Source organism: Pseudomonas sp. GL-RE-26 (assembly GCF_019956275.1).
Taxonomy (GTDB): Bacteria; Pseudomonadota; Gammaproteobacteria; order Pseudomonadales; family Pseudomonadaceae; genus Aquipseudomonas; species Aquipseudomonas grandcourensis.
In genome coordinates, this window is record NZ_JAHBDI010000066.1 from 65564 (window position 1) to 83833 (window position 18270).

An 18270-nucleotide genomic window follows, 5' to 3' on the forward strand; every position below is an offset into this window, starting at 1 on the left:
TGTCAAATGGCAGATGCTGTGAAGCGGATGGCCCCTTCGCGGGCAAGCCCGCTCCCACAGGGCTTGGTGTTGTTCACAGCAATTGAGTACGACACAACACCTTGTGGAAGCGGGCTTGCCCGCGAAGGCGATCTATCAGGCACCCAATCACTCCCCGACAAACCACCGGTAATACGGATTCCCGGAATCCCCGCGCATCACCTCGCGCATATCCCGGGCCCAGGCGTCACGGTTTCCGTCGTAGGCATACAAGCTCGCCCGATAGAACTGCATCAGGCGTTGTTGCTGGATGTTCATGCGTTCGATGAACCCGGCGTCGGCGTTCAACACGGCTGGCGGCTGGTGCAAGTCGAGCAGGGCAGGCAACACGCGGCTGATCTCTTTCGAGCGAACCCAGGGTGCGTATTCGATCTTCGGCTGGTCGTCCGTCACCGGTTGCGCATCGCCAGCGAAGCGTTCAAGCCCCGCACGGTCAGTCACCCAGGTGGCGAGCAACGCGGCGGCCGAACCGACACCGACATCCTGCAAGGTGCTGCGAACGCTGTCTTGCTGGAAGCGCACGTTGATCTTCGCCGCATCCAGTTCAATCGGCTCCATCGAGCCTACCAGCAGCATCTCGTGGAATTCACTGGTCCACAGGGTCGCGTACGGGAACACGTCGAGGAAGCTGCGCACCAATGAGCGCGAGTCGTCGATGTTCTGCGTTGGCAGCGGCAGCCATTGGGCGACCAGGCCTTGTTTGTGCAAACGGCTGGCGGCCAGTTGATAGAAGTCCCGGGAATACAGGTTGACCACGCCGGCAGCGGAGGGCGGTGGTGGTTCGAGGGTGATCAGGTCGTAGCGCTGCGGATTGCGCAGCAGTTCCTGGCGACCGTCACGCAAGCGCACATCGACACCTGGATCGGCCGCGGCATTGAAGTTGCCCTTGAACAAGGGGGCCGCCTTGACCACCGAAGGCAGCAGTTCTGCGACCACGCGATGTTCCAGGCCGGGGTAGCGGGTCAGGGCGCCCGCGGTGATGCCGGTACCGAAACCGATCACGAGGGCAGAGCGCGGCTCACCGTTGTGGATCAACAGGGGCAGCAGCGCCTGGATCCGCATGTAGCGCAGGGACGGCATGGCGTCGCCGGTATTGGACACGCCCTGGATGTACAAACGCTGGAAGGCTCTGTCGCCTTTGCCCTGGGTGACCACGGCGACGGTCCCGCCACGGCCTTCTTCGTAGAACGTCAGCGTGCCGTTGCGCGCACCTGGCAGCAGGCTGGCGAGCTTGTTGACCGGCGTGAACACGGCGAGTGCCAGGGACACCAGGCCGATGGCAACCACCGCCTGGCGCCGGCCTTTCTTCACGCCATGGCCCTTGCCCACGGCGAGGTACGCGATACCGGCGGCAATCATTGCCAGCAGACCCAGGGTCCGCACCAGACCCAGCATCGGGATCAGGACAAAGCCACAGAGCATCACGCCGACAATCCCGCCAAGGGTATTGAACGCGACGACTTCGCCGACGTTGCGCCCCACCTGTTCGCCGCCGACGCTCAAGCGCAGGGCCAACGGGAACGCCGCCCCCAGCAACAGGGTCGGTACAAACACGATGCTCAAGGCGGCCACGGCAAACCGTGTGCTCATGCCCGCCAGTTCACTGCCGCCCAGTGACAATACCCAGCTTTCCGCCAGGGTTTGTGCAAGCACCAGCCAGCGTCCGAGCAACGCCACTTCCAGCAAGGCAATGGCACCGGCTGCGGCGATCAGCAAACCGAATACCCCCCAGGGATCGCGCAGACGATCGACCCGACGTGCCAGCAGCATGCTGCCCAGGAACAACCCGGTGAGGTAGGTCGCCAGCACCACGGCAAAGGCGTAGGTGCGGGTGCTCATGAATTGCACGATCGATTGCGACCACACCACTTCGTAGCCCAGGGCCACACCGCCGGCGATGGAATACAGCCACAGGGCCAGGCGGTCGGGGGCTTTGTCGGTGTGATGTTTCACCGGGGCATCGATGGGTGCCACGCGCTGGCGCTGGAACCACAAGGCCCCTGCGGCGGCCAGCAGGTTCAGCATGGCGGCAGCCAGCGCGCTGCCGCGCACGCCGAGGGTGGCAATCAGCACGAACGCGGCGAGCAGAGTGCCGGCGATGGCCCCGGCGGTGTTCGCCGCATACAGTTGCCCGCCGGCCTTGCCCAAGTGTTGCGGGTCAGTGGCCAGGGAGCGAACCAGCACCGGCAGGGTGCCGCCCATCAACAGCGCGGGAATCCCCACCAGCGCGAACGGTAGCACCCAGGCCAGCAATCCGACCTGTTCTTCCAGCCAGGCAAACGGGCTGGCCGCCAGGCTCATGGCGAACGTCGCGCCGACACCGAGTATCGCCACCAGCACTTCCAGCCCGGCGTACAGCACAACCGGTTGTTGCATCCGATCCGCCCAGCGCCCGAACAGCAAGCCACCCAAGGCCAGCCCGGCAAAGAACGCGCTGATCCCGGTGGTGATGGCATAGACCTCGACGCCAACGACCAGCGACAGCTGCTTGATCCACAGCACCTGGTACACCAGCGCGGCGGCGCCGGAGACAAACAGCAACAGGGCGGGGATCAACAGCGCCGGTGAGGCGACTTGTTGGGTAGGTATGGCCGACGACTTGCTGGCGACACGTGAGGTCATTGCGGATTGCCTTGTTCCGGTACGTAAAAACAATGACTGCTGGGTCTGAGTCAGTCAGATAATTTCAAACCTTACAAACCTATTGTGGCGAGGGGGCATTCCGACAAGCCCCCTCGCCACAGAGTCCAGTGTTCGCCATGAATAAGTCCGCTCGCCGGTGAGGGCGAGCGGCAGTCCAGCGGTCTTACTGTGCAGCTTTCATTTTTTCAGCGATTTTGGCGTCTACCGCAGCACGGATCTGGTCGATGCTGAAGCTGGCCGGTCTCTGGCTAGGTGGATAGTCGATGAAGGTTTGCAGGAATGCCGCCGACTTGCCCACGGCAACCGCAGCCAGGTAGACGTTCTTGGTTTGCCAATCGTAATACTGATCGGAAACCACGTCGGCACGTTCATACGGGTCCATGCGCAGGTTGAAGATCTTCGGTACGCGCAGGCATACGAACGGTTCGCTCCAGACCTTGAAACCACCCGGCGCACGCTGCTCGCAGAACACCGCTTTCCAGTTGTCGAAACGCATGGAAACCAGCATGCCGTCGTCGTTGAAGTAGTAGAACTCCTTACGCTCGCCTTTAGGCTGTTGGCCGGTCAGGTAAGGCATTTGGTTGTAGCCGTCCAGGTGAACCTTGAAATTGTTGCCGCCAGACGTTGGAGCCCAGCCCTTGAGCAGTTTTTCCTTCACCTCGGCATCACCTGCCGCTGCAAGCAAGGTCGGGAACCAGTCCAGGCCCGAGAACATCTCGTTCGAGACTTCCCCCGGCTTGATCTTGCCAGGCCAGCGAATCATCGCCGGAACCCGGTAGGCACCTTCCCAGTTGGAGTTCTTCTCGTTACGGAACGGCGTGGTTGCTGCGTCCGGCCAGGAGAACTGGTTCGGGCCGTTGTCGGTGGTGTAGACGACGATCGTGTTGTCGGTAATTTTCAGGTCGTCGAGGGTTTTCAGCAGTTTGCCGACGTCACCGTCGTGCTCGATCATGCCATCGGCGTAATCGTTGCCGGGCATGCCGCTCTGGCCCTTCATCGACTCGCGCACGTGGGTGAACAAGTGCATGCGGGTGGTGTTCATCCAGACGAAGAACGGTTTGTCCGCCTTGGCCTGTTTCTCGATGAACGCCTGCGCGGCGGCGGTGGTTTCGTCGTCGATGGTTTCCATGCGCTTGGTGTTCAGCGGGCCGGTGTCTTCGATCTTGCCGTCGGCGAAGCTGTGGATCACGCCACGCGGGGTGTTGGCCTTGACGAAGGCAGCGTCGTCCTTGGGCCAGTAAGGGCGCTCGGGTTCTTCTTCAGCGTTGAGGTGGTACAGGTTGCCGAAAAACTCGTCGAAACCGTGGTTGGTCGGCAGGTATTCATCCTTGTCGCCCAAGTGGTTTTTGCCGAACTGGCCGGTCGCATAGCCCTGGGACTTCAGCGCCTGGGCAATGGTGATGTCACGCTTTTGCAAGCCCACCGGAGCACCCGGGATGCCGACTTTCGACAAACCGGTGCGCAATGGTGTCTGGCCAGTGATAAACGATGACCGTCCGGCCGTGCAGCTGTTCTCCGCATAGTAGTCGGTGAACATCATGCCTTCTTTGGCGATGCGGTCGATGTTCGGAGTCTTGTAGCCGACCACGCCCATGGAATAGGCGCTGATGTTGGTCTGGCCGATATCGTCGCCGAAGATCACGAGAATGTTGGGTTTTTCAGCGGCCCCGGCGGTTGCCGAAAACGCCATGACCGTAGTCGCCACCAGGGCGAGTTTCGGTATCCACTTACGTATGCGAGTCATCTGACTGGCTCCTTATGCTCACTTGCGTCGCGTACTGCGACAAACGTTTATTGCGGTCCTGCGTTACGTCTTTTTATTGCACTTGCTCGGGTGTGGCGGCATCGAACGGGTAGATCCGACGCCACTCGGACGCCATGTCGACGACTGTCCAGCCACGTTTGTGTGCTTCGTCCAGGGCCTTGTCCAGGCGACCGATCTGCGACTGCCGGTCGTAAGCCCATTCGCGTTTGGCGTCGGTGTGATGCACCAGGCCCATGAAGCGTTTGCCGGGACCTGCGGCGGTCCACTGGAGCATTTGCAGGTCGCCGTCGGAATTGCCGAAAGCGAGGATTGGCCGACGACCGATCACCGCGTCGATGCTGACCGGTTTGCCCGGGCCATCGTCGTTGTGGGCCAGTTTTGGCGTGCGCAGGATCGACGCCTTGCCATCCTTGTAGTCAAACGTTGTGACGAATGTGGTGCCGATAACCTGCTCGGGTGGAATGCCGTAGACCTTCTCGGCGAAGGCGCGCATGAACCCGGTGTCGCCGCCGGAGACGATGTAGGTCTTGAAGTCCTTGCCGCGCAGGTAGTCGAGCATTTCCAGCATCGGCTGGAAGATCATTTCGGTGTACGGCTTGCCGGTTTTCGGATGGCGGGCCTGGCTCAGCCAGGTCTTGGCGTAGTCATCGAAGGCTTCGGTGGTCATCCCGGTGTGGGTGGCACCGAAAATTTTCATCATGCCCTCAAGGCCACTGGCAGCCAGGGCCTTGTGATCGTTTTCCAGCACTGCCTGGAACGGCTGGGTGGTTTTCCATTCAGGGTGCTGCGGAGCGGTGCGTTTGACTTCCTCCAGGGCGAACAGCAACTCGAAGTACATCGGCTGCTCGCTCCACAAGGTGCCGTCGTTGTCGAACACGGCAATGCGCTCCTCGGGCTTGACGAAGTCTTTGCTGCTTTGATCGGTGACCGTCTGCACGAATTCGATGATCTGCTTTTTCGACGGCCCGTCGTTCCACGAGGGCAGCGGTTCGGCAGCCTGCACCAGCAGCGGCAGGCTCAAGGCCAGGGTCAGCAGGAAACTGAATCCGCGATGATGGCGTAGCGATATCGAATTCGTCATGGGAAATCCTTCTCGTGAACGGGGTTGAGCGGATGCAGTGCAGAAGAGACTGATTCTCTGTTGCGCTCGGCCTGACTATGCAGCGTAGACAAGGATTCCCCGATTTGGCGCAGCGCCTGTTCTTTGTCCGGATCGCGGCCATAACAGGCGCGCAGGAAGGTTTGCAGGCGCGGGCCGAGACCGGTCAGTTTCAGGCCGTGGCGGCTGCGCCGGGTCCACAGGTACAGGGCACTGAGTTGCGCCGGTTTGCCTTCGATTTGTGCCGGGATCTGCCGCCACGCGTAGTCGGCGGACAAGAGCCAGGCGGCGTGCCGGGCGCGGCGTCGGGCTTGCCAGTTGAGGTGCGTGCGGTGTACGAGCGGGCGACTGAACCAGCCGAGTGCCACCACCGCCAATACCAGTGCCAATAGTCCGAACCAGTGCCCGGAAAGGTGCAGGCGATTCTGCTGGCCGAGCTTCTTCAGGTCCTCGGTGATTGAAAACACCGGCTTGTAGGCGCTGTTGGCGGCCGCGTCGAAGGTCACGGCAGGCACCGTGGCCGTGCGGGTTTGCTGGGTGCCGGCATCCCACCATTTCAGTTCGACGGAGGGCAGGGAGTAGTTACCTTCCTGGTCGATCCGGTAGGTCACGCTGTCGATGCGCTGGCCGCCATTGAAGTTGCCGCGACCGTCATCCAGATTGCGGATTTGCGGTGCTTTCGGGTAGCGGCTCAGGCCCTTGATGTCGTCCAGCGTCGGTGTCGGCAGTGACATGGCCAGGGCACCGTCGGCCTGCAAGGTCAGCTCCCGGGTGATGCTGTCACCGACCTTCAGTGGCGTGGCTGAAATGACGGTCTTCTGGGTAAACCGCAGCCCTTGGGCTACCAGCACCGCCTCACCGGGCTTGAACCCCGGAGGTTGCGCGGCGTTGAAATGCAAAGGCTGGCTCTGGGCGCTGAGTGCGTGGCTGGCCTGACCCGGTGTGGCTTGTACCGTCAGTGCCGGAATGTCGAAGCCCTGGGCCAGGTTCGGGGTGATCAGGTAGCTGTAGCGCATGCCGCTGAAGGATTGGCCGTCGAAGGTCTGGTTGATGTGCTCGGCATGGCCGTCCGGTGGCATCACCAATGCGCCGGGCAGTTTCAGGTCGGGCAGGGTGGGGGCACTGGTGAACCAGGAGTCGGTGAAGACATCGAGTTGCAACTCGACCAGGCTGCCGACCATGACGGGGCCGGCGGGTTGCAGGGTGGCCTGGACTTTCAGCTGAGGGTCGGCGGCGAATGTGTTGAGGCTGATCAGGCCGATGAGCAGGGCGCCGAGCGTTGTGGTGATTGACCTGCTCGCGATGGCCGCGACTCGGACTTTCAGGCTGATCATGGTTTAGCCCCCGCCTGATCCTGCAAGCTGAATTTCTGCTTGAGGAATTTCGCCGGCGATGTGGTGAGGTTCTGCAACCATTGCTTATCCGAGGCCGCTTGCTGGGTCTCCACCTTTTTGCTTTGTCCTTTACCCGGCGCCTTGTCCATCTTGATTTCGTCGGGTTTGACCTCTGGCGTGTTTTTCTCGGCGCTTTCGGTGTCTTTCTGCAAGGCAATGGCCAGGGCCAGATTGGCCGTGGTTTCCGGGAACTGCGGTTGCAACTTCAGCGCCTGGTTATACGCAGCGATGGCCTGATCGAACTTGAAGCGCCGTACATAAATGTTGCCCAGGTAGAAATACGCCTGCGGTGTGTCGAGCCGCGCGAAGCTGGCCAGTGCCAGGTCGAATTCGGCCGCGTTGTAGGCGGCCACGCCTTTCCAGTACGGATCGACAAACAGCGCCGCGGCCTGAGGGTAGTGCTCATGTTCGAAGGCCCAGCGACCTTGCTGGTCGCGGGTGAAGAAAGCATCGGTCAGCGCGTTGGCCTGTGCCGGCGCCGGTTGCAGGCTCAGGTCCACCGCCAGCAGTAGGCCGGCCATCCAGTTCAGGCTCCAGCCCTTGCGTACGCAGAAGAAGGCGATCAGCAACAGCGGCCAGCACAGCCAGTAACCGGCGTCCTTCCAGTGCAGTTCACGCTGTTCGTCACTGGCTGCCTGGAAGTGCTGCTCGGCGTGCAGTTCGATCCAGTCCAGATCGTCATCGTTGAGGGTCAGGCTGCCCAGCGGGGCATCCAGCGTTGAGGCAAGCTGTTTGAGGGCGTCCTGATCGAAGCTGCCCATTTGCGGGCGACCGTTGCTGTCGGTGCGTGGCTGGCCGCTGGCATCGCGGATGATCCCGCCGTCGGTGCTGCCAGCCGCCAGTATCAGCACTTGCAGCGCACTGTCCGCCAGTTGCTTGCCTAGCCCGGCCAGTGCCGAGGTGTCGGCGCCATCGGTGATCAGCAGCAGGGTGCCGGGTGTTTTCTCGGCGGCGAGCAGACGTTTGGCCTGATCGATGACCGCGCTGACGTTTTTCCCCGGTTTGTTGATCAGGTCGGTGCTCAGGGCCTGAATGAATGTATCGAGCAGCGCCGGATCGTCGGTGGCGGGCAACACTAGATGCGCGCTGCCAGCGTAGGCAATCAGGGCATTGCGCGAACCGGCGCGGCGCTGGATCAAGTCGTGGAGCTTGTGCTTGACCGCTTCCAGGCGACTGGGGGGAACGTCGCTGGCGTCCATGGAGGGCGACAGGTCGACGGCGATGATCAGCGGCGCACGGTTTTCCAGAAAGTCCGGCCGATCCTGTTCCCAGGTCGGTCCTGCGGCGGCGATGGCGCCCATTACCAGCAGCGCACACACCAGATGCACCGGACGCAGGCGTTGCCGGTCTTGCGGGGTGATCAGCAGATGCGGCAGCAGGTGCGCGGCGATGTTGCTGCGCAGGCGTCGTTGCAGGTCCTGGTTGCGCCGCCACAGCAGTGGCAGCAAGGCGCCGAACACCGCGAGCAACAGCCACAGGGGGCGCAGGAAATGGAAGTCGCTGAGGTTGATGTCCATGTCAGGCCTCCTGCCGTTGACGGGCAAGCATCAGCCGTGGAAGCAGCAGGGCGCCCAGGTGATAAATCGCCAATAGGGCAATGGCAGCGCCCAGCGGCCACCAGAACAGATCGCGTTTGGGCTGGTGGCTGAGGGTTTTCACCTGATGCGGGGTGAGTTTGTCGAGGGTGCTGTAGACCTGATCCAGGGCGTTGCGGTCTTCGGCGCGGAAGAAGCGTCCGCCCGTGGCGTGGGCAATGTCCTGCAAGCCTTGCAGGTTGACCTTGGCTTCGCCCTCGGCATTCGGGTCGCCGATGCCGATGGTGTGAATCACCACGCCTTTGGCCGCGGCCATGGCGGCCGCGTGATCCGGGGTGATGGCGCTGCTGGTGTCGTTGCCGTCGGTGAGCAGGATCAGCACTTTTTCCTGCTCGTGGGCCTGGTCCAGCAGTTTCAGGCTCAGGCCGATGGCGTCGCCGATGGCCGTGTTGGGGCCGGCCATGCCGATGCCGGTGTCGTCCAGCAGCAGTGACAGGCTGGCGTGGTCGAGGGTCAACGGCGCCTGCGGATAGGCACCGGTGCCGAACACAATCAGTCCGATTCGATCGTCTTTACGTTTGTCGATGAACCCGTGCACCACTTCCTTGACCGCGGCCAGGCGATTGATTTTCTGGCCATTGGCGTCGGTGAAATCGGTGGTTTCCATCGACTGGGAAATGTCGATGGCCAGCATCAGGTCGCGCACCGGCTGCTGGCGTTCGATGGGTTTTTCCACCAGCACCGGCCGGCTCGCCGCTACCAGCAGCAGCGTCCAGACCAGCAGGTTCAGGAGCAATTGCCAGCGGTTGCTGCGGGTGCCGGCCTGGCTCGGTGTCTGGCCGACAGCACGGCTCATCGCCGCAAAAAACGGTACACGCACGGCGCTGCGCGCCTCACGGTAATCGGGCAGGAAGCGATAGCCGAACCACGGCAGCGGCAGCAGGATCAGCAGCCAAGGGTAATCAAGCTGCCACATGATGACGCTCCACCCAGGTTTTGCAGGTGCTGAACAGCTGTTGGCGCTGTTCAGTGGGCATGGCCCGCAATGCGGCGTCGGGGGCGTAGGCCAGTAGCGAGAGTTGTTGGCTGAAGTCGGCGGGTAGGGGCTGTTTACTGTGCCGCTGCAAAAACACCTGCCAGTCCTCTTTCCCCAACGCCGCAGGAGATCCCACAGGTTTCGCGTTCGGCATAGAGATCGCGACCCGCTTGAGCAATTCGGGAAGCTCGCGCAACGCGCTCAGGTCATTACTGCGCTGCTGCAACTCCTCCAGCCGTACCAACGCCTCGCGCCGATAGCGATCGCGCCGCCATTGCCAGTATCGCCGCGCACCCAGCACCAGCAGCGTAACGATCAACAGTGCGAGCAACGCCCACCAACCCCAGGTTTGCGGTGCATAACTGACCGGTGCTGGCAGTGCCATTTCCTTGAGTTGGTCGATGCTCGGGATAGCGGGGTTCATCGGCGCCCTCCGGCAAACTTGCCCAGTTCGGCACGCAGTTGTTCGTGGGCTTCTGTAGCCGTGCTGAACATCATCAACGGCACCTGGCTGCGGCGCAGCAAGGTCGCGACGTCCTTGAGCCGTCCGCTGAGGAAATCCCCGAGCGGCTGATGCACCTGTTGCCGATCCACCGCCAGCTCCACCTGCAATTGGCCTTGGGTGACCAGCACGCGTCCGTTTTTCGGCAGGTTCAGCGCCAGCGGGTCGTAGACCTGCATGGCAATCACATCGTTATGGGCCGCCAGTTGTCGCATCAGTTGCAAGGTGCGTTCGCCGGCCCCGGCGAAGTCGCTGACGATGCAGATCAGGTGATCGTGACCGGCCACGGCCAGGCAGTGCTGCAGGACCTTGTCGAGCTGGTCTTCGCCTTCGGCGTCCGGGTTGGCGGCATTGAGTGCCTGGTTCTGCTGGGCGATGCGGCTGCACAGCGCTTCGATCCGTTTGCGGCTGCGCAGCGGGGCGATGCTATCGATGCGTTGATCGTTGAAGACCAGTCCACCGACGCGGTCGCCAGCGTTGAACACCATCCACGCCGCCAGGGCGCCGAGTTCGGCGGCGATGGCGGATTTGAAGCAGCGTTGCGAGCCAAAGAACATCGACATGCGCTGATCAACGAGGATCAGGGCCGGGCGGTCGCGCTCTTCGGTGAAAGTCCGTACCACCGGTTTGCCGGTGCGCAGGGACGCGCGCCAGTCGAGGTGACGCAAATCGTCTCCCGGCTGATAACGGCGTAGTTCATCGAAGTTCAAGCCACGGCCACGCAAGCGCGAAGCGTGGTTGCCGGCCAGGATGCTGCCCTGGGGCTGACGCGCCAGAAAACTCAGGTCACGGGCCTTGAACTCCAGGGCCATCAACTGCGCCAGAGAGACATACACCAGGCCGTCGGCGCTGTTCATGGACATCAGGCAGGAATCGCCACTTTATCGAGTAGACGGTCGAGCACCTGATCGGCGCTGACGCCATCGGCCACTGCGTCGTAGCTCAGTTGCAGGCGATGGCGCAGCACCGGGTGCACCACGGCGCGGACGTTGTCCGGAGAAACGAAATCCTGGCCCTGCAACCAGGCGTCGGCCCGGGCACAACGGTCCAGGCCAATGCCGCCGCGGGGGCTGGCGCCGATGCTGATCCAGCGCCCGAGGTCGGCGTCGTAATCGGCCGGGTGGCGAGTGGCGTTGATCAGGTCGATCAGGTAGCGGTCGATGGCCGGGGAGACGTGCACGGCACTGACTTCACGGCGCGCGGCGAACACCACGTCCTGAGACAGGGAGAAGCCCTGCACGGCAGCGGTCTTGGCGCCGAGGGCCTGTTCTTCTTCGCGCAGCAGACGCAGCACCTGGCTTTCGTTTTCCGCGCTCGGGTAATCGAGCAGCACTTTCATCAGGAAGCGGTCCATCTGCGCTTCCGGCAGCGGATAGGTGCCTTCCTGTTCGATCGGGTTCTGGGTAGCGACCACGATGAACAGGTCCGGCAGCGCATGGCTGTTGCCGGCCACGGTGATCTGGCGCTCTTCCATGGCTTCGAGCAACGCCGCCTGGACCTTGGCCGGCGCACGGTTGATTTCGTCGGCGAGGATCAGGTTGCCGAACAGGGGACCTGGCTGGAAGCGGATTTCGTTCTTGCCTTCGACCTGATGCAGCACCTCGGCGCCGGTAATGTCCGACGGCAGCAAGTCCGGGGTGAACTGAATGCGGCTCATCTTCGCGTCCAGGTGTCTGGCCAGTGACTTGACCGTGCGAGTCTTGGCCAGGCCGGGCAGGCTTTCGAGGAGCAAATGCCCGTTGGCCAGCAAACCGACGAGCATCTGCCGGATCACCTGGTCCTGGCCGAGCACCGCTTCGGCGATGCTGGCTTGCAGGGCATTGAGGTCGTCGAGTGTGCTCATGGGGTCTCCTAGAAAAACGCCAGGGTCATGTTGACGCTGATGCCATTACCTTCAGGGCGGTTCTTGGTGTCGAACTCCGGCACCCAGCGCGCATTGAAGTTGGCCTGGGCGTCGGCGAACTTGCCGGTCCAGCCCACTGTCGGGCCGGCACCCACGGAACGTCCGCGGAAGCCGCTGTCGGCGCCGGACCCCGAGTCATCGGTGATCTGCTGGATGTAACCGGCGGCGATACCGGCGTTCCAACCGTTGCCAAAGCCGTGGGTCCACAACGCATCGAGGGTGTAGATGTTGCCGTTGCGATAATCGGTGGCGTCGTTCTCGGTGTAGAACTCCAGGCCGCTCGACAGCGTGAATTCGCCGCCCTTGCCGTCCAGATGAGTGAAGGCCACGGTCGGCATGAAGGTGTAGTTGTTCTGCCCGGGGTTGGCCAGGCGATCGTCGTTGTAGGCGCCGGTGGGCACGTAGATCGGCAGCGAGAACGCAATGTGGTTGAGTTCGTCGAAGTGATAGCCGGCGGCAATCGGTGTCACCAGCATGTCGGCGAACTGGGTGCCGGTGTCCGAGGAGCCCAGCGTTCGGCCGCGGGGCCCGGTGATGTTGGCCGAGATGTCGGTGTACTGCACCGGAACGCCGACGGCCGATGCATAGTTCCAGCGACCCTTGCCGGTGTCCCAGACATGGGTGAAGTTGGCCATGGTGTAAGAAACCTTCATGTCCAGCGCGGTACTGGCGGCACCCACCAACGGAATTTGGGCGTTGCCCTTGAGATCGCCGTCGTACCAGATGCTGGTCAGGGACATGACCCAGCCGGGCTCCGGCGGCACGACCCCGGCATTGGAGAACACTTGCTGGCCGGTAATCGGCCGTCCGACACCACCTTCAGCCGCCAGTACCAACGGGCTGCCGCTGACCATGCACAGCGCCAATAACAGGGGGCGCACTACGAAAGGCCTGATCATGACTGACTCCACTTATTGTTTTTGAGTGACGGGGTTCAACAGCGGCATTTTCCATTCGCCGTTGCTGACTTCCGGTTTTGGCAAATACAGGCGCAATATCCCGTAGAACGGTCCGTTCGGTGCCGGCAGCCAATTGCTTTGCAGGTCTTTGGCCGGCGCCTTGTGCTGCACGTACAGCGTCAGGCCGCCATCGGCATCGAGTTTGAGGTCAGGCAGCATGCGCGAGTTGATCAGGTAGCGATTGAGCGGGTTGGCCACCAGCAGTTTGTTCTTGCCGTCGTACATGGTCAGGGACCAGAACGCATCGGCCGGGGGCAGGGCACCCTTGTCGAAATGCAGGGTGTAGTCATTTTTCGAGGCATCGACCGGTTTGCCGTCCTTGTCGACGAAATAACCGATGTAGTTCGCCTCTTCGGCGGAATTGCCGAAGATCCCCATGTTGGCGCCGGCATAGCGGTACAGGTAGTTGCCCTTGAGGTGATCGCGGGTGCCGAAGAAATCACCGCTGGTGACCTCGTGGGTATCGACTTTGGTTTTCTTGAACTCGGCAAACCCGGCCTTGGCGTCGCTGATGCCGTCTTCAAGCGCCTTGCGCTGCTCGGCGCTGAGTGTATTCACGTTGAAAGGCTTGCCTGCCTCGATACCGATCTTGGCGAAGCGTGCCAACAGTTCCTTTTCCACGTCCTGGGCCGGGGCGAACGCCAGCATGAAATTCAGGTAGCGGAACAGGTCCGGGGTTTCGCTCATGGTCGGCGTGGGTTTTGGCCAGTCGATCTTCGGTGCGGCCGTCGGCGCCTTATGTTTGTCGTAATGACTCAGGGGTTCAACCTTGTAGCCCTTCTGGATCTGCTTGACCTTGGCCAGATCTTTCTCATCGAACAGTTGTGTGCGATACAGCGCGTAGGCGATGTTGCTTTCACTGCGCAGCAAGCGGTCGATGTTCAGCGGTTGCTGGCCCTGCCAGTTGGGCCCGGCGATCATGAAATGCCCGCCGTTGTTGCCGGTGCTGCGGGTGCCCAGGTAGGCAAAGTTCTGCGTATAGGCATCGATCAGTTGCACCGAGTAGTAACGATGCTCTTCGATGGGCGGCAGGGTCAGTACCAGTGGCTCGGCGCGCAAATCCATCCAGACGAAGGAGTAGGGCGTGTCGGCGTTCGGCGTGACAAACGCAGTGTCCCTGGCGGTGAAGGCCTTGGCGGTGTTGCCGATCTGGTTGAACGGCGCCTTGAAGTTCGGGCTCTTCTTGTCCACGGCCTGGGTATAGAGCGTCTTGTACATCTCTACTACCGGAAAGCCGTACAGGTAGGCTTCCCTGGCGATGGCCCGGGCTTCCTCCGGGGTGGCGGTGAAGTCGGCCCAGGCGCTGGTGCTGAGGGTCAGTGCAAGGCCGGTGAACAAAATGCGGTGATTCATATACATCCCTTATTGAACTTCCGGCGTCATTGCACAGCCGTGATGTCGTCGAGTTTCCAGCTCTTGTCGAAATAGGCTTCTGTCGGCGCATACAGGCGGAAATAGCTGAACCAGTGTTTGCCCGGCAGGGTTTGCACCCAGTTGTCTTCGAAACCTTTTGGCGCGGTCGGGCCGAAGTACAGGTCCACCGAGCCGTCGGCGTTTTTCTTCAAGTCCTGACGGGATGACAGGTCGGCCTTGCGCTGCGGGTTATCGATCAGGCAGCGGCTGTCGATGTCGTATACGGTCATCGACCAGAACTGCCTGGCAGGCGGGTTGGCGCCGACGTGCAGGCGATAGCTTTTGCCGCCGTCGAGCCAGTTGCCCTTGTTGTCGGTGTAGGCGCCGAGGTAGGTCTGGCCCAGCCCCGGGGTTTTCGAGACCATGCCTTTGGTGTTGGTCACCGCCTCGTAGAACCAGGCGCTGCGTTCCCACAACTGGTCGTAATAGGCCACGCGCTGGGACGGATCGGCGATGTTCAGCACGCTGTCCCATTGCCGGTCCGGCCAGAATCGGGCATTGGGGAAACGCTTGGCGAAGGTGTTGGCCTTGGCGATCAGTTCACCGACCTGCGCACCCTGTTCCAGGGCCGCGCGTTGCTTGTCGTTGGGGTTGAAAGGCTTGTCCTTCTCGATGCCCAGGCTGGCCAGCATGGCCATGTAGAAACGGTCGCGTTCATTGACCGGTTCTTTCTGGATGATCTGGTGCAAACGCTCCCAGTACGCCAGGCCACGAGGCTGGGTGCCGGACCAGGCTTTACCACCGGGAGACAGCAGTCTGGTTTTGGCAGGTTCCGCTCGCTTCGCATACGGGTACATCTTGAACTGCTCGACCAGCGCCTTGCCCTTGGCCGGGTCTGGGTCCAGCACGCGAAAGCCCACCAGCACGTTCATGGTTTCGGATTTGGCCAGGTAGTATTTATGGGCATCCGCCGGCAGCTCGGCACCCGGTGGCAATACCAGGTACTTGCCGCCCTTGCCTTTGTCCGGACCGGTCTGGCCCATGTCGATGATCGCCCGCTGCCAGAAATCGCCTACGCCACCGGCAGTCGGGCCAGGTGGTAGTTCAATCACCAGCGGCCCGGTTTCGTTGAGATCGACAAACCCGAGGATGTACGGCGTGGTGGCGTTGGCCGTGATCACCCCAAGCTTGTCTTCGTAACTGTTGAGCACCATCAGGTCGCCGCTGTGGGCGCCCAGTTTGTCGCGAAACTCTTCCTGCCATTGCGCATAGGACACCAGTGGCAAGGCCCACAGATAACTCTGTGTGGCCTGCTGGAAGTCCAGTTCGGCATAAAGCCTGGCAATCGACTCATGGGCCGGCAGTTCGCCGTCCATGGCAATTTTGCCGATGCGGGTATCAAGTTCCTGGGCGCCCACGCCGCAACTGGCGAACAGGGCCAACAGGCTGAAACCGGCAGTGCGAATTGCACCGTGCATATATAAGTCCTTATTTACCGAAGGTGACGTTGATCCCGGCGTACAGCGTGAACTGTGGCAAGCCGTCGCCTTTGCGGTCGACGGTCCACTGCGGCTCGATAAAGGCGTTGAGGATATTGGACCCGGATTTCCAGGCTTTGCCGCCACCCAAACCGAGTGGGATGTAATGGGTGTTGTTCTTCAGGTCGAACGTCCAGGTGCCTGTGGAACGCAGGTACCAGCCTTTTTCCAGGTTGTGGATGATGAACGGCTGGAAGGTGGCGGATTCCACGTGAGGGCGGTCGTGATCACCGGCGAACGAACTCTGGTACTGCACCAGTGCGCCAAGCAGCCCACGCGGTGAGGAGTCGATGGCGATGGCGGACAGTCCGGCCTGCCATTTGCCGGTTCCCAACTCATCCTGCTCGGCGGTCGGCGCAGTGATTTGCGGGCCGACGCCCAACTGCACGCCTTCAGTCTTGAGCAGGAAAATATCAAACACGTTGAGGTCGCCGATGCCGGTGCTGTAGCCGTTATGCGGATCGGGACGAGTGCTGACGGGGAGCGTGACGCGCAGCAACTGCGGGACGCCTATGACGTCATTGGCTGCCATCGGAAGGGCGCCGCGCAGCAGCGCATCGTTGGTGTGAGCGTTGGTATCGAACAGCTTGGGGGTGTAGTAATCCTGCAGGTTGACACCTGGTGCCAGGTTCAGCGGGTTGTTGCTTTTGTTGGCCGTCTCGGCGTTATCCGCGTGAGCACAAAAAGCAGGCGCGAGTGAAGTCACCCAGACAAAGGCGTACTTCCCCAAATTCTTAGACATTAATCCCCCGGTTCCCTGGTGGCTGACTGGGCCTGCGGCCCCTTATGTTCAGCCATAACTGCGTAATCCCTTTCCGATCAAGCCTGTAGGACTCGTCGGATTAAGTTAGCAGTTAACCACGGGTTATCCAGTTGAATGGATTAATTCTTTGGTTTTGTGTGCGGTTTCTCGTTAATTTCGTGTACTAAAAAGTTAATACGGATCAAGGGCTTGCCCGAATAAGTTAAGTGGTCATCTAGCCAATGTAGGAGCGAGCCTGCTCGCGAAGGCGGTCTGTCAGTCAATATTGGTGTTGAATGTGACGACCACTTCGCGAGCAGGTTCGCTCCCACAGGAAACTGAAGCGATAGCCGGTTCAGTCAACCTCAGTTCTTCTTCGCTTGCTCCCAAACCCGCTCTTCCTGCTCGCGCAGTTCCGGCGTGAACTCGGCACCAAAATCTTCGGCTTCAAACACCTGACGAATCTCGATCTCGGCCTCGGTGCCCGGCATCGGGTTGGGGCAGCGTTTGACCCATTCGATGGCTTCTTCCTTGGACTTCACTTTCCACAACCAGAAACCGGCGATCAGCTCCTTGGTTTCGATGAAGGGGCCGTCGATCACCGTGTGTCTGTCACCGGAAAACTTTACCCGTGCGCCTTTGCTGCTCGGGTGCAAGCCTTCGCCCGCGAGCATGATACCGGCCTTGACCAGTTCTTCGTTGTAGTTGCCCATGGCCGTCAACAGTTCCTGGCTGGGCATGACGCCGGCTTCGGAATCCTGGCTGGCCTTGATGATGATCATGAATCGCATGGTCTCGTCTCCGTTGCAGTTGAGTGGCTCGATTTATAGTCGAACGACGGTGGAGCAATTCGACAGAGTGTTAACAAAAGTTTTCGTCGATGGCGTGTCGCGTGCCTTTCGTCATGAACATCGGCTAGCGGCGGGTGAGGGCGTACTCTGTACTTTTGACGACTTGTTCGGCTCACACACGAACCCTGTAGGAGCGAGCCTGCTCGCGATGGCGTCAGATCAGACACTGGCGATGTTGAATGATATTTCGCTTTCGCGAGCAGGCTCGCTCCCACAAATTTGTAGGTTGTATCCAGTTTTGTGCCCTGTTACATGACAATTTATGTTTGGCCATAGGTCGTAGGACAATTTCATGGTTAACTTCGGCCTCGTCAAAATTCTCCACCACAACGTTCAGAAGGACTCCGTTCATGGCTCAAGTCACCCTTAAAGGCAACCCGGTTCAAGTCAACGGCCAACTGCCACAAGCCGGTTCCAAGGCACCAGCCTTTTCTCTGGTTGCCGGCAATCTGTCCGACGTCACCCTGAAAGACTTTGCCGGCAAGCGCAAAGTGCTGAACATCTTCCCAAGCGTTGATACCCCGACCTGCGCTACCTCGGTGCGCAAGTTCAACGCCCAGGCCAGCGACGTGGCCAACACCGTTGTTCTGTGCATCTCCGCTGACCTGCCATTCGCCCAAGCCCGTTTCTGCGGCGCCGAAGGTCTGGAAAACGTACAGAACCTGTCGACCCTGCGTGGCGCCGAGTTCATCCAGAACTACGGCGTTGCCATTGCCGACGGCCCGCTCAAAGGCCTGACTGCCCGTGCCGTGGTGGTTCTGGACGAAAACGACAACGTGCTGCACAGCGAACTGGTTGGTGAAATCGCTGACGAGCCGAACTACGAAGCGGCACTTGCCGTTCTCAAGTAAGTTAGCTCCATTACAATTGTTAACGGCCTGGCTCTGTCCAGGCCGTTTTCATTTGTGCTT

The 18270-nt window shown here is 61.0% G+C and carries 15 protein-coding genes; 1 reads left to right on the top strand and 14 read right to left on the bottom strand.

Going from position 1 to position 18270, the window contains the following annotated elements; all coding sequences use genetic code 11:
• Positions 1-147 precede the first annotated feature (147 nt).
• From KGB07_RS25820 to KGB07_RS25885, 14 genes are all read right to left on the bottom strand, one after another.
• Entirely contained in the window at positions 148-2661 is a 2514-nt protein-coding gene (locus KGB07_RS25820) for a fused MFS/spermidine synthase (protein ID WP_223466956.1), read from the bottom strand.
• A gap of 184 nt (positions 2662-2845) precedes the next feature.
• Positions 2846-4426 (bottom strand): arylsulfatase, encoded by a 1581-nt coding sequence (locus tag KGB07_RS25825; protein ID WP_046037148.1) that lies wholly within the window; start codon positions 4424-4426, stop codon positions 2846-2848.
• A 73-nt stretch (positions 4427-4499) separates the two neighbouring features.
• Complete coding sequence (locus KGB07_RS25830; protein WP_223466958.1) at positions 4500-5528, bottom strand: HAD family hydrolase; 1029 nt, start codon at positions 5526-5528, stop codon at positions 4500-4502.
• Positions 5525-6880: a hypothetical protein gene (locus tag KGB07_RS25835; RefSeq protein ID WP_223466959.1), complete on the bottom strand. Its 1356-nt coding sequence runs from the start codon at positions 6878-6880 to the stop codon at positions 5525-5527. Before KGB07_RS25835 ends, KGB07_RS25830 begins: the two co-directional genes overlap by 4 nt.
• Positions 6877-8457 carry a VWA domain-containing protein gene (locus KGB07_RS25840; RefSeq protein WP_223466961.1) on the bottom strand — a complete coding sequence of 527 codons (1581 nt, stop codon included), beginning with the start codon at positions 8455-8457 and terminating at the stop codon, positions 6877-6879. Before KGB07_RS25840 ends, KGB07_RS25835 begins: the two co-directional genes overlap by 4 nt.
• Before the next feature lies 1 nt (position 8458).
• Positions 8459-9451 (bottom strand): vWA domain-containing protein, encoded by a 993-nt coding sequence (locus tag KGB07_RS25845; RefSeq protein WP_223466963.1) that lies wholly within the window; start codon positions 9449-9451, stop codon positions 8459-8461.
• Positions 9438-9935 carry a DUF4381 domain-containing protein gene (locus KGB07_RS25850; protein WP_046037143.1) on the bottom strand — a complete coding sequence of 166 codons (498 nt, stop codon included), beginning with the start codon at positions 9933-9935 and terminating at the stop codon, positions 9438-9440. Before KGB07_RS25850 ends, KGB07_RS25845 begins: the two co-directional genes overlap by 14 nt.
• Positions 9932-10876: a DUF58 domain-containing protein gene (locus KGB07_RS25855; protein ID WP_411741545.1), complete on the bottom strand. Its 945-nt coding sequence runs from the start codon at positions 10874-10876 to the stop codon at positions 9932-9934. Before KGB07_RS25855 ends, KGB07_RS25850 begins: the two co-directional genes overlap by 4 nt.
• Positions 10876-11856: an AAA family ATPase gene (locus KGB07_RS25860; protein WP_223466965.1), complete on the bottom strand. Its 981-nt coding sequence runs from the start codon at positions 11854-11856 to the stop codon at positions 10876-10878. Before KGB07_RS25860 ends, KGB07_RS25855 begins: the two co-directional genes overlap by 1 nt.
• Positions 11857-11864: 8 nt before the next feature.
• Positions 11865-12815: a transporter gene (locus KGB07_RS25865; protein WP_046037139.1), complete on the bottom strand. Its 951-nt coding sequence runs from the start codon at positions 12813-12815 to the stop codon at positions 11865-11867.
• Between the two features lie 12 nt (positions 12816-12827).
• Positions 12828-14228, bottom strand: coding sequence for a DUF1254 domain-containing protein (locus KGB07_RS25870; protein WP_223466967.1), 1401 nt, complete (start codon positions 14226-14228; stop codon positions 12828-12830).
• Positions 14229-14254: 26 nt separating this feature from the next.
• The gene (locus KGB07_RS25875; RefSeq protein ID WP_223466969.1) at positions 14255-15706 is read right to left on the bottom strand and encodes a DUF1254 domain-containing protein; all 1452 of its coding nucleotides are present in this window, start codon (positions 15704-15706) and stop codon (positions 14255-14257) included.
• A gap of 10 nt (positions 15707-15716) precedes the next feature.
• Positions 15717-16508 carry a hypothetical protein gene (locus KGB07_RS25880; protein ID WP_223466970.1) on the bottom strand — a complete coding sequence of 264 codons (792 nt, stop codon included), beginning with the start codon at positions 16506-16508 and terminating at the stop codon, positions 15717-15719.
• Positions 16509-16873: 365 nt separating this feature from the next.
• Positions 16874-17299, bottom strand: coding sequence for a YciI family protein (locus KGB07_RS25885; RefSeq protein ID WP_046037136.1), 426 nt, complete (start codon positions 17297-17299; stop codon positions 16874-16876).
• Between the two features lie 410 nt (positions 17300-17709).
• Here KGB07_RS25885 and tpx point away from each other — a divergent pair, with 410 nt between their 5' ends.
• Positions 17710-18210: a thiol peroxidase gene (gene tpx, locus KGB07_RS25890; RefSeq protein ID WP_007974363.1), complete on the top strand. Its 501-nt coding sequence runs from the start codon at positions 17710-17712 to the stop codon at positions 18208-18210.
• Positions 18211-18270 lie beyond the last annotated feature (60 nt).

Bases quoted from the DNA above. Each gene is read 5' to 3' on its own strand.
- KGB07_RS25820 (WP_223466956.1), bottom strand. From the start codon at position 2,661: ATGACCTCACGTGTCGCCAGCAAGTCGTCGGCCATACCTACCCAACAA.
- KGB07_RS25825 (WP_046037148.1), bottom strand. From the start codon at position 4,426: ATGACTCGCATACGTAAGTGGATACCGAAACTCGCCCTGGTGGCGACT.
- KGB07_RS25830 (WP_223466958.1), bottom strand. From the start codon at position 5,528: ATGACGAATTCGATATCGCTACGCCATCATCGCGGATTCAGTTTCCTG.
- KGB07_RS25835 (WP_223466959.1), bottom strand. From the start codon at position 6,880: ATGATCAGCCTGAAAGTCCGAGTCGCGGCCATCGCGAGCAGGTCAATC.
- KGB07_RS25840 (WP_223466961.1), bottom strand. From the start codon at position 8,457: ATGGACATCAACCTCAGCGACTTCCATTTCCTGCGCCCCCTGTGGCTG.
- KGB07_RS25845 (WP_223466963.1), bottom strand. From the start codon at position 9,451: ATGTGGCAGCTTGATTACCCTTGGCTGCTGATCCTGCTGCCGCTGCCG.
- KGB07_RS25850 (WP_046037143.1), bottom strand. From the start codon at position 9,935: ATGAACCCCGCTATCCCGAGCATCGACCAACTCAAGGAAATGGCACTG.
- KGB07_RS25855 (WP_411741545.1), bottom strand. From the start codon at position 10,876: ATGTCCATGAACAGCGCCGACGGCCTGGTGTATGTCTCTCTGGCGCAG.
- KGB07_RS25860 (WP_223466965.1), bottom strand. From the start codon at position 11,856: ATGAGCACACTCGACGACCTCAATGCCCTGCAAGCCAGCATCGCCGAA.
- KGB07_RS25865 (WP_046037139.1), bottom strand. From the start codon at position 12,815: ATGATCAGGCCTTTCGTAGTGCGCCCCCTGTTATTGGCGCTGTGCATG.
- KGB07_RS25870 (WP_223466967.1), bottom strand. From the start codon at position 14,228: ATGAATCACCGCATTTTGTTCACCGGCCTTGCACTGACCCTCAGCACC.
- KGB07_RS25875 (WP_223466969.1), bottom strand. From the start codon at position 15,706: ATGCACGGTGCAATTCGCACTGCCGGTTTCAGCCTGTTGGCCCTGTTC.
- KGB07_RS25880 (WP_223466970.1), bottom strand. From the start codon at position 16,508: ATGTCTAAGAATTTGGGGAAGTACGCCTTTGTCTGGGTGACTTCACTC.
- KGB07_RS25885 (WP_046037136.1), bottom strand. From the start codon at position 17,299: ATGCGATTCATGATCATCATCAAGGCCAGCCAGGATTCCGAAGCCGGC.
- tpx (WP_007974363.1), top strand. From the start codon at position 17,710: ATGGCTCAAGTCACCCTTAAAGGCAACCCGGTTCAAGTCAACGGCCAA.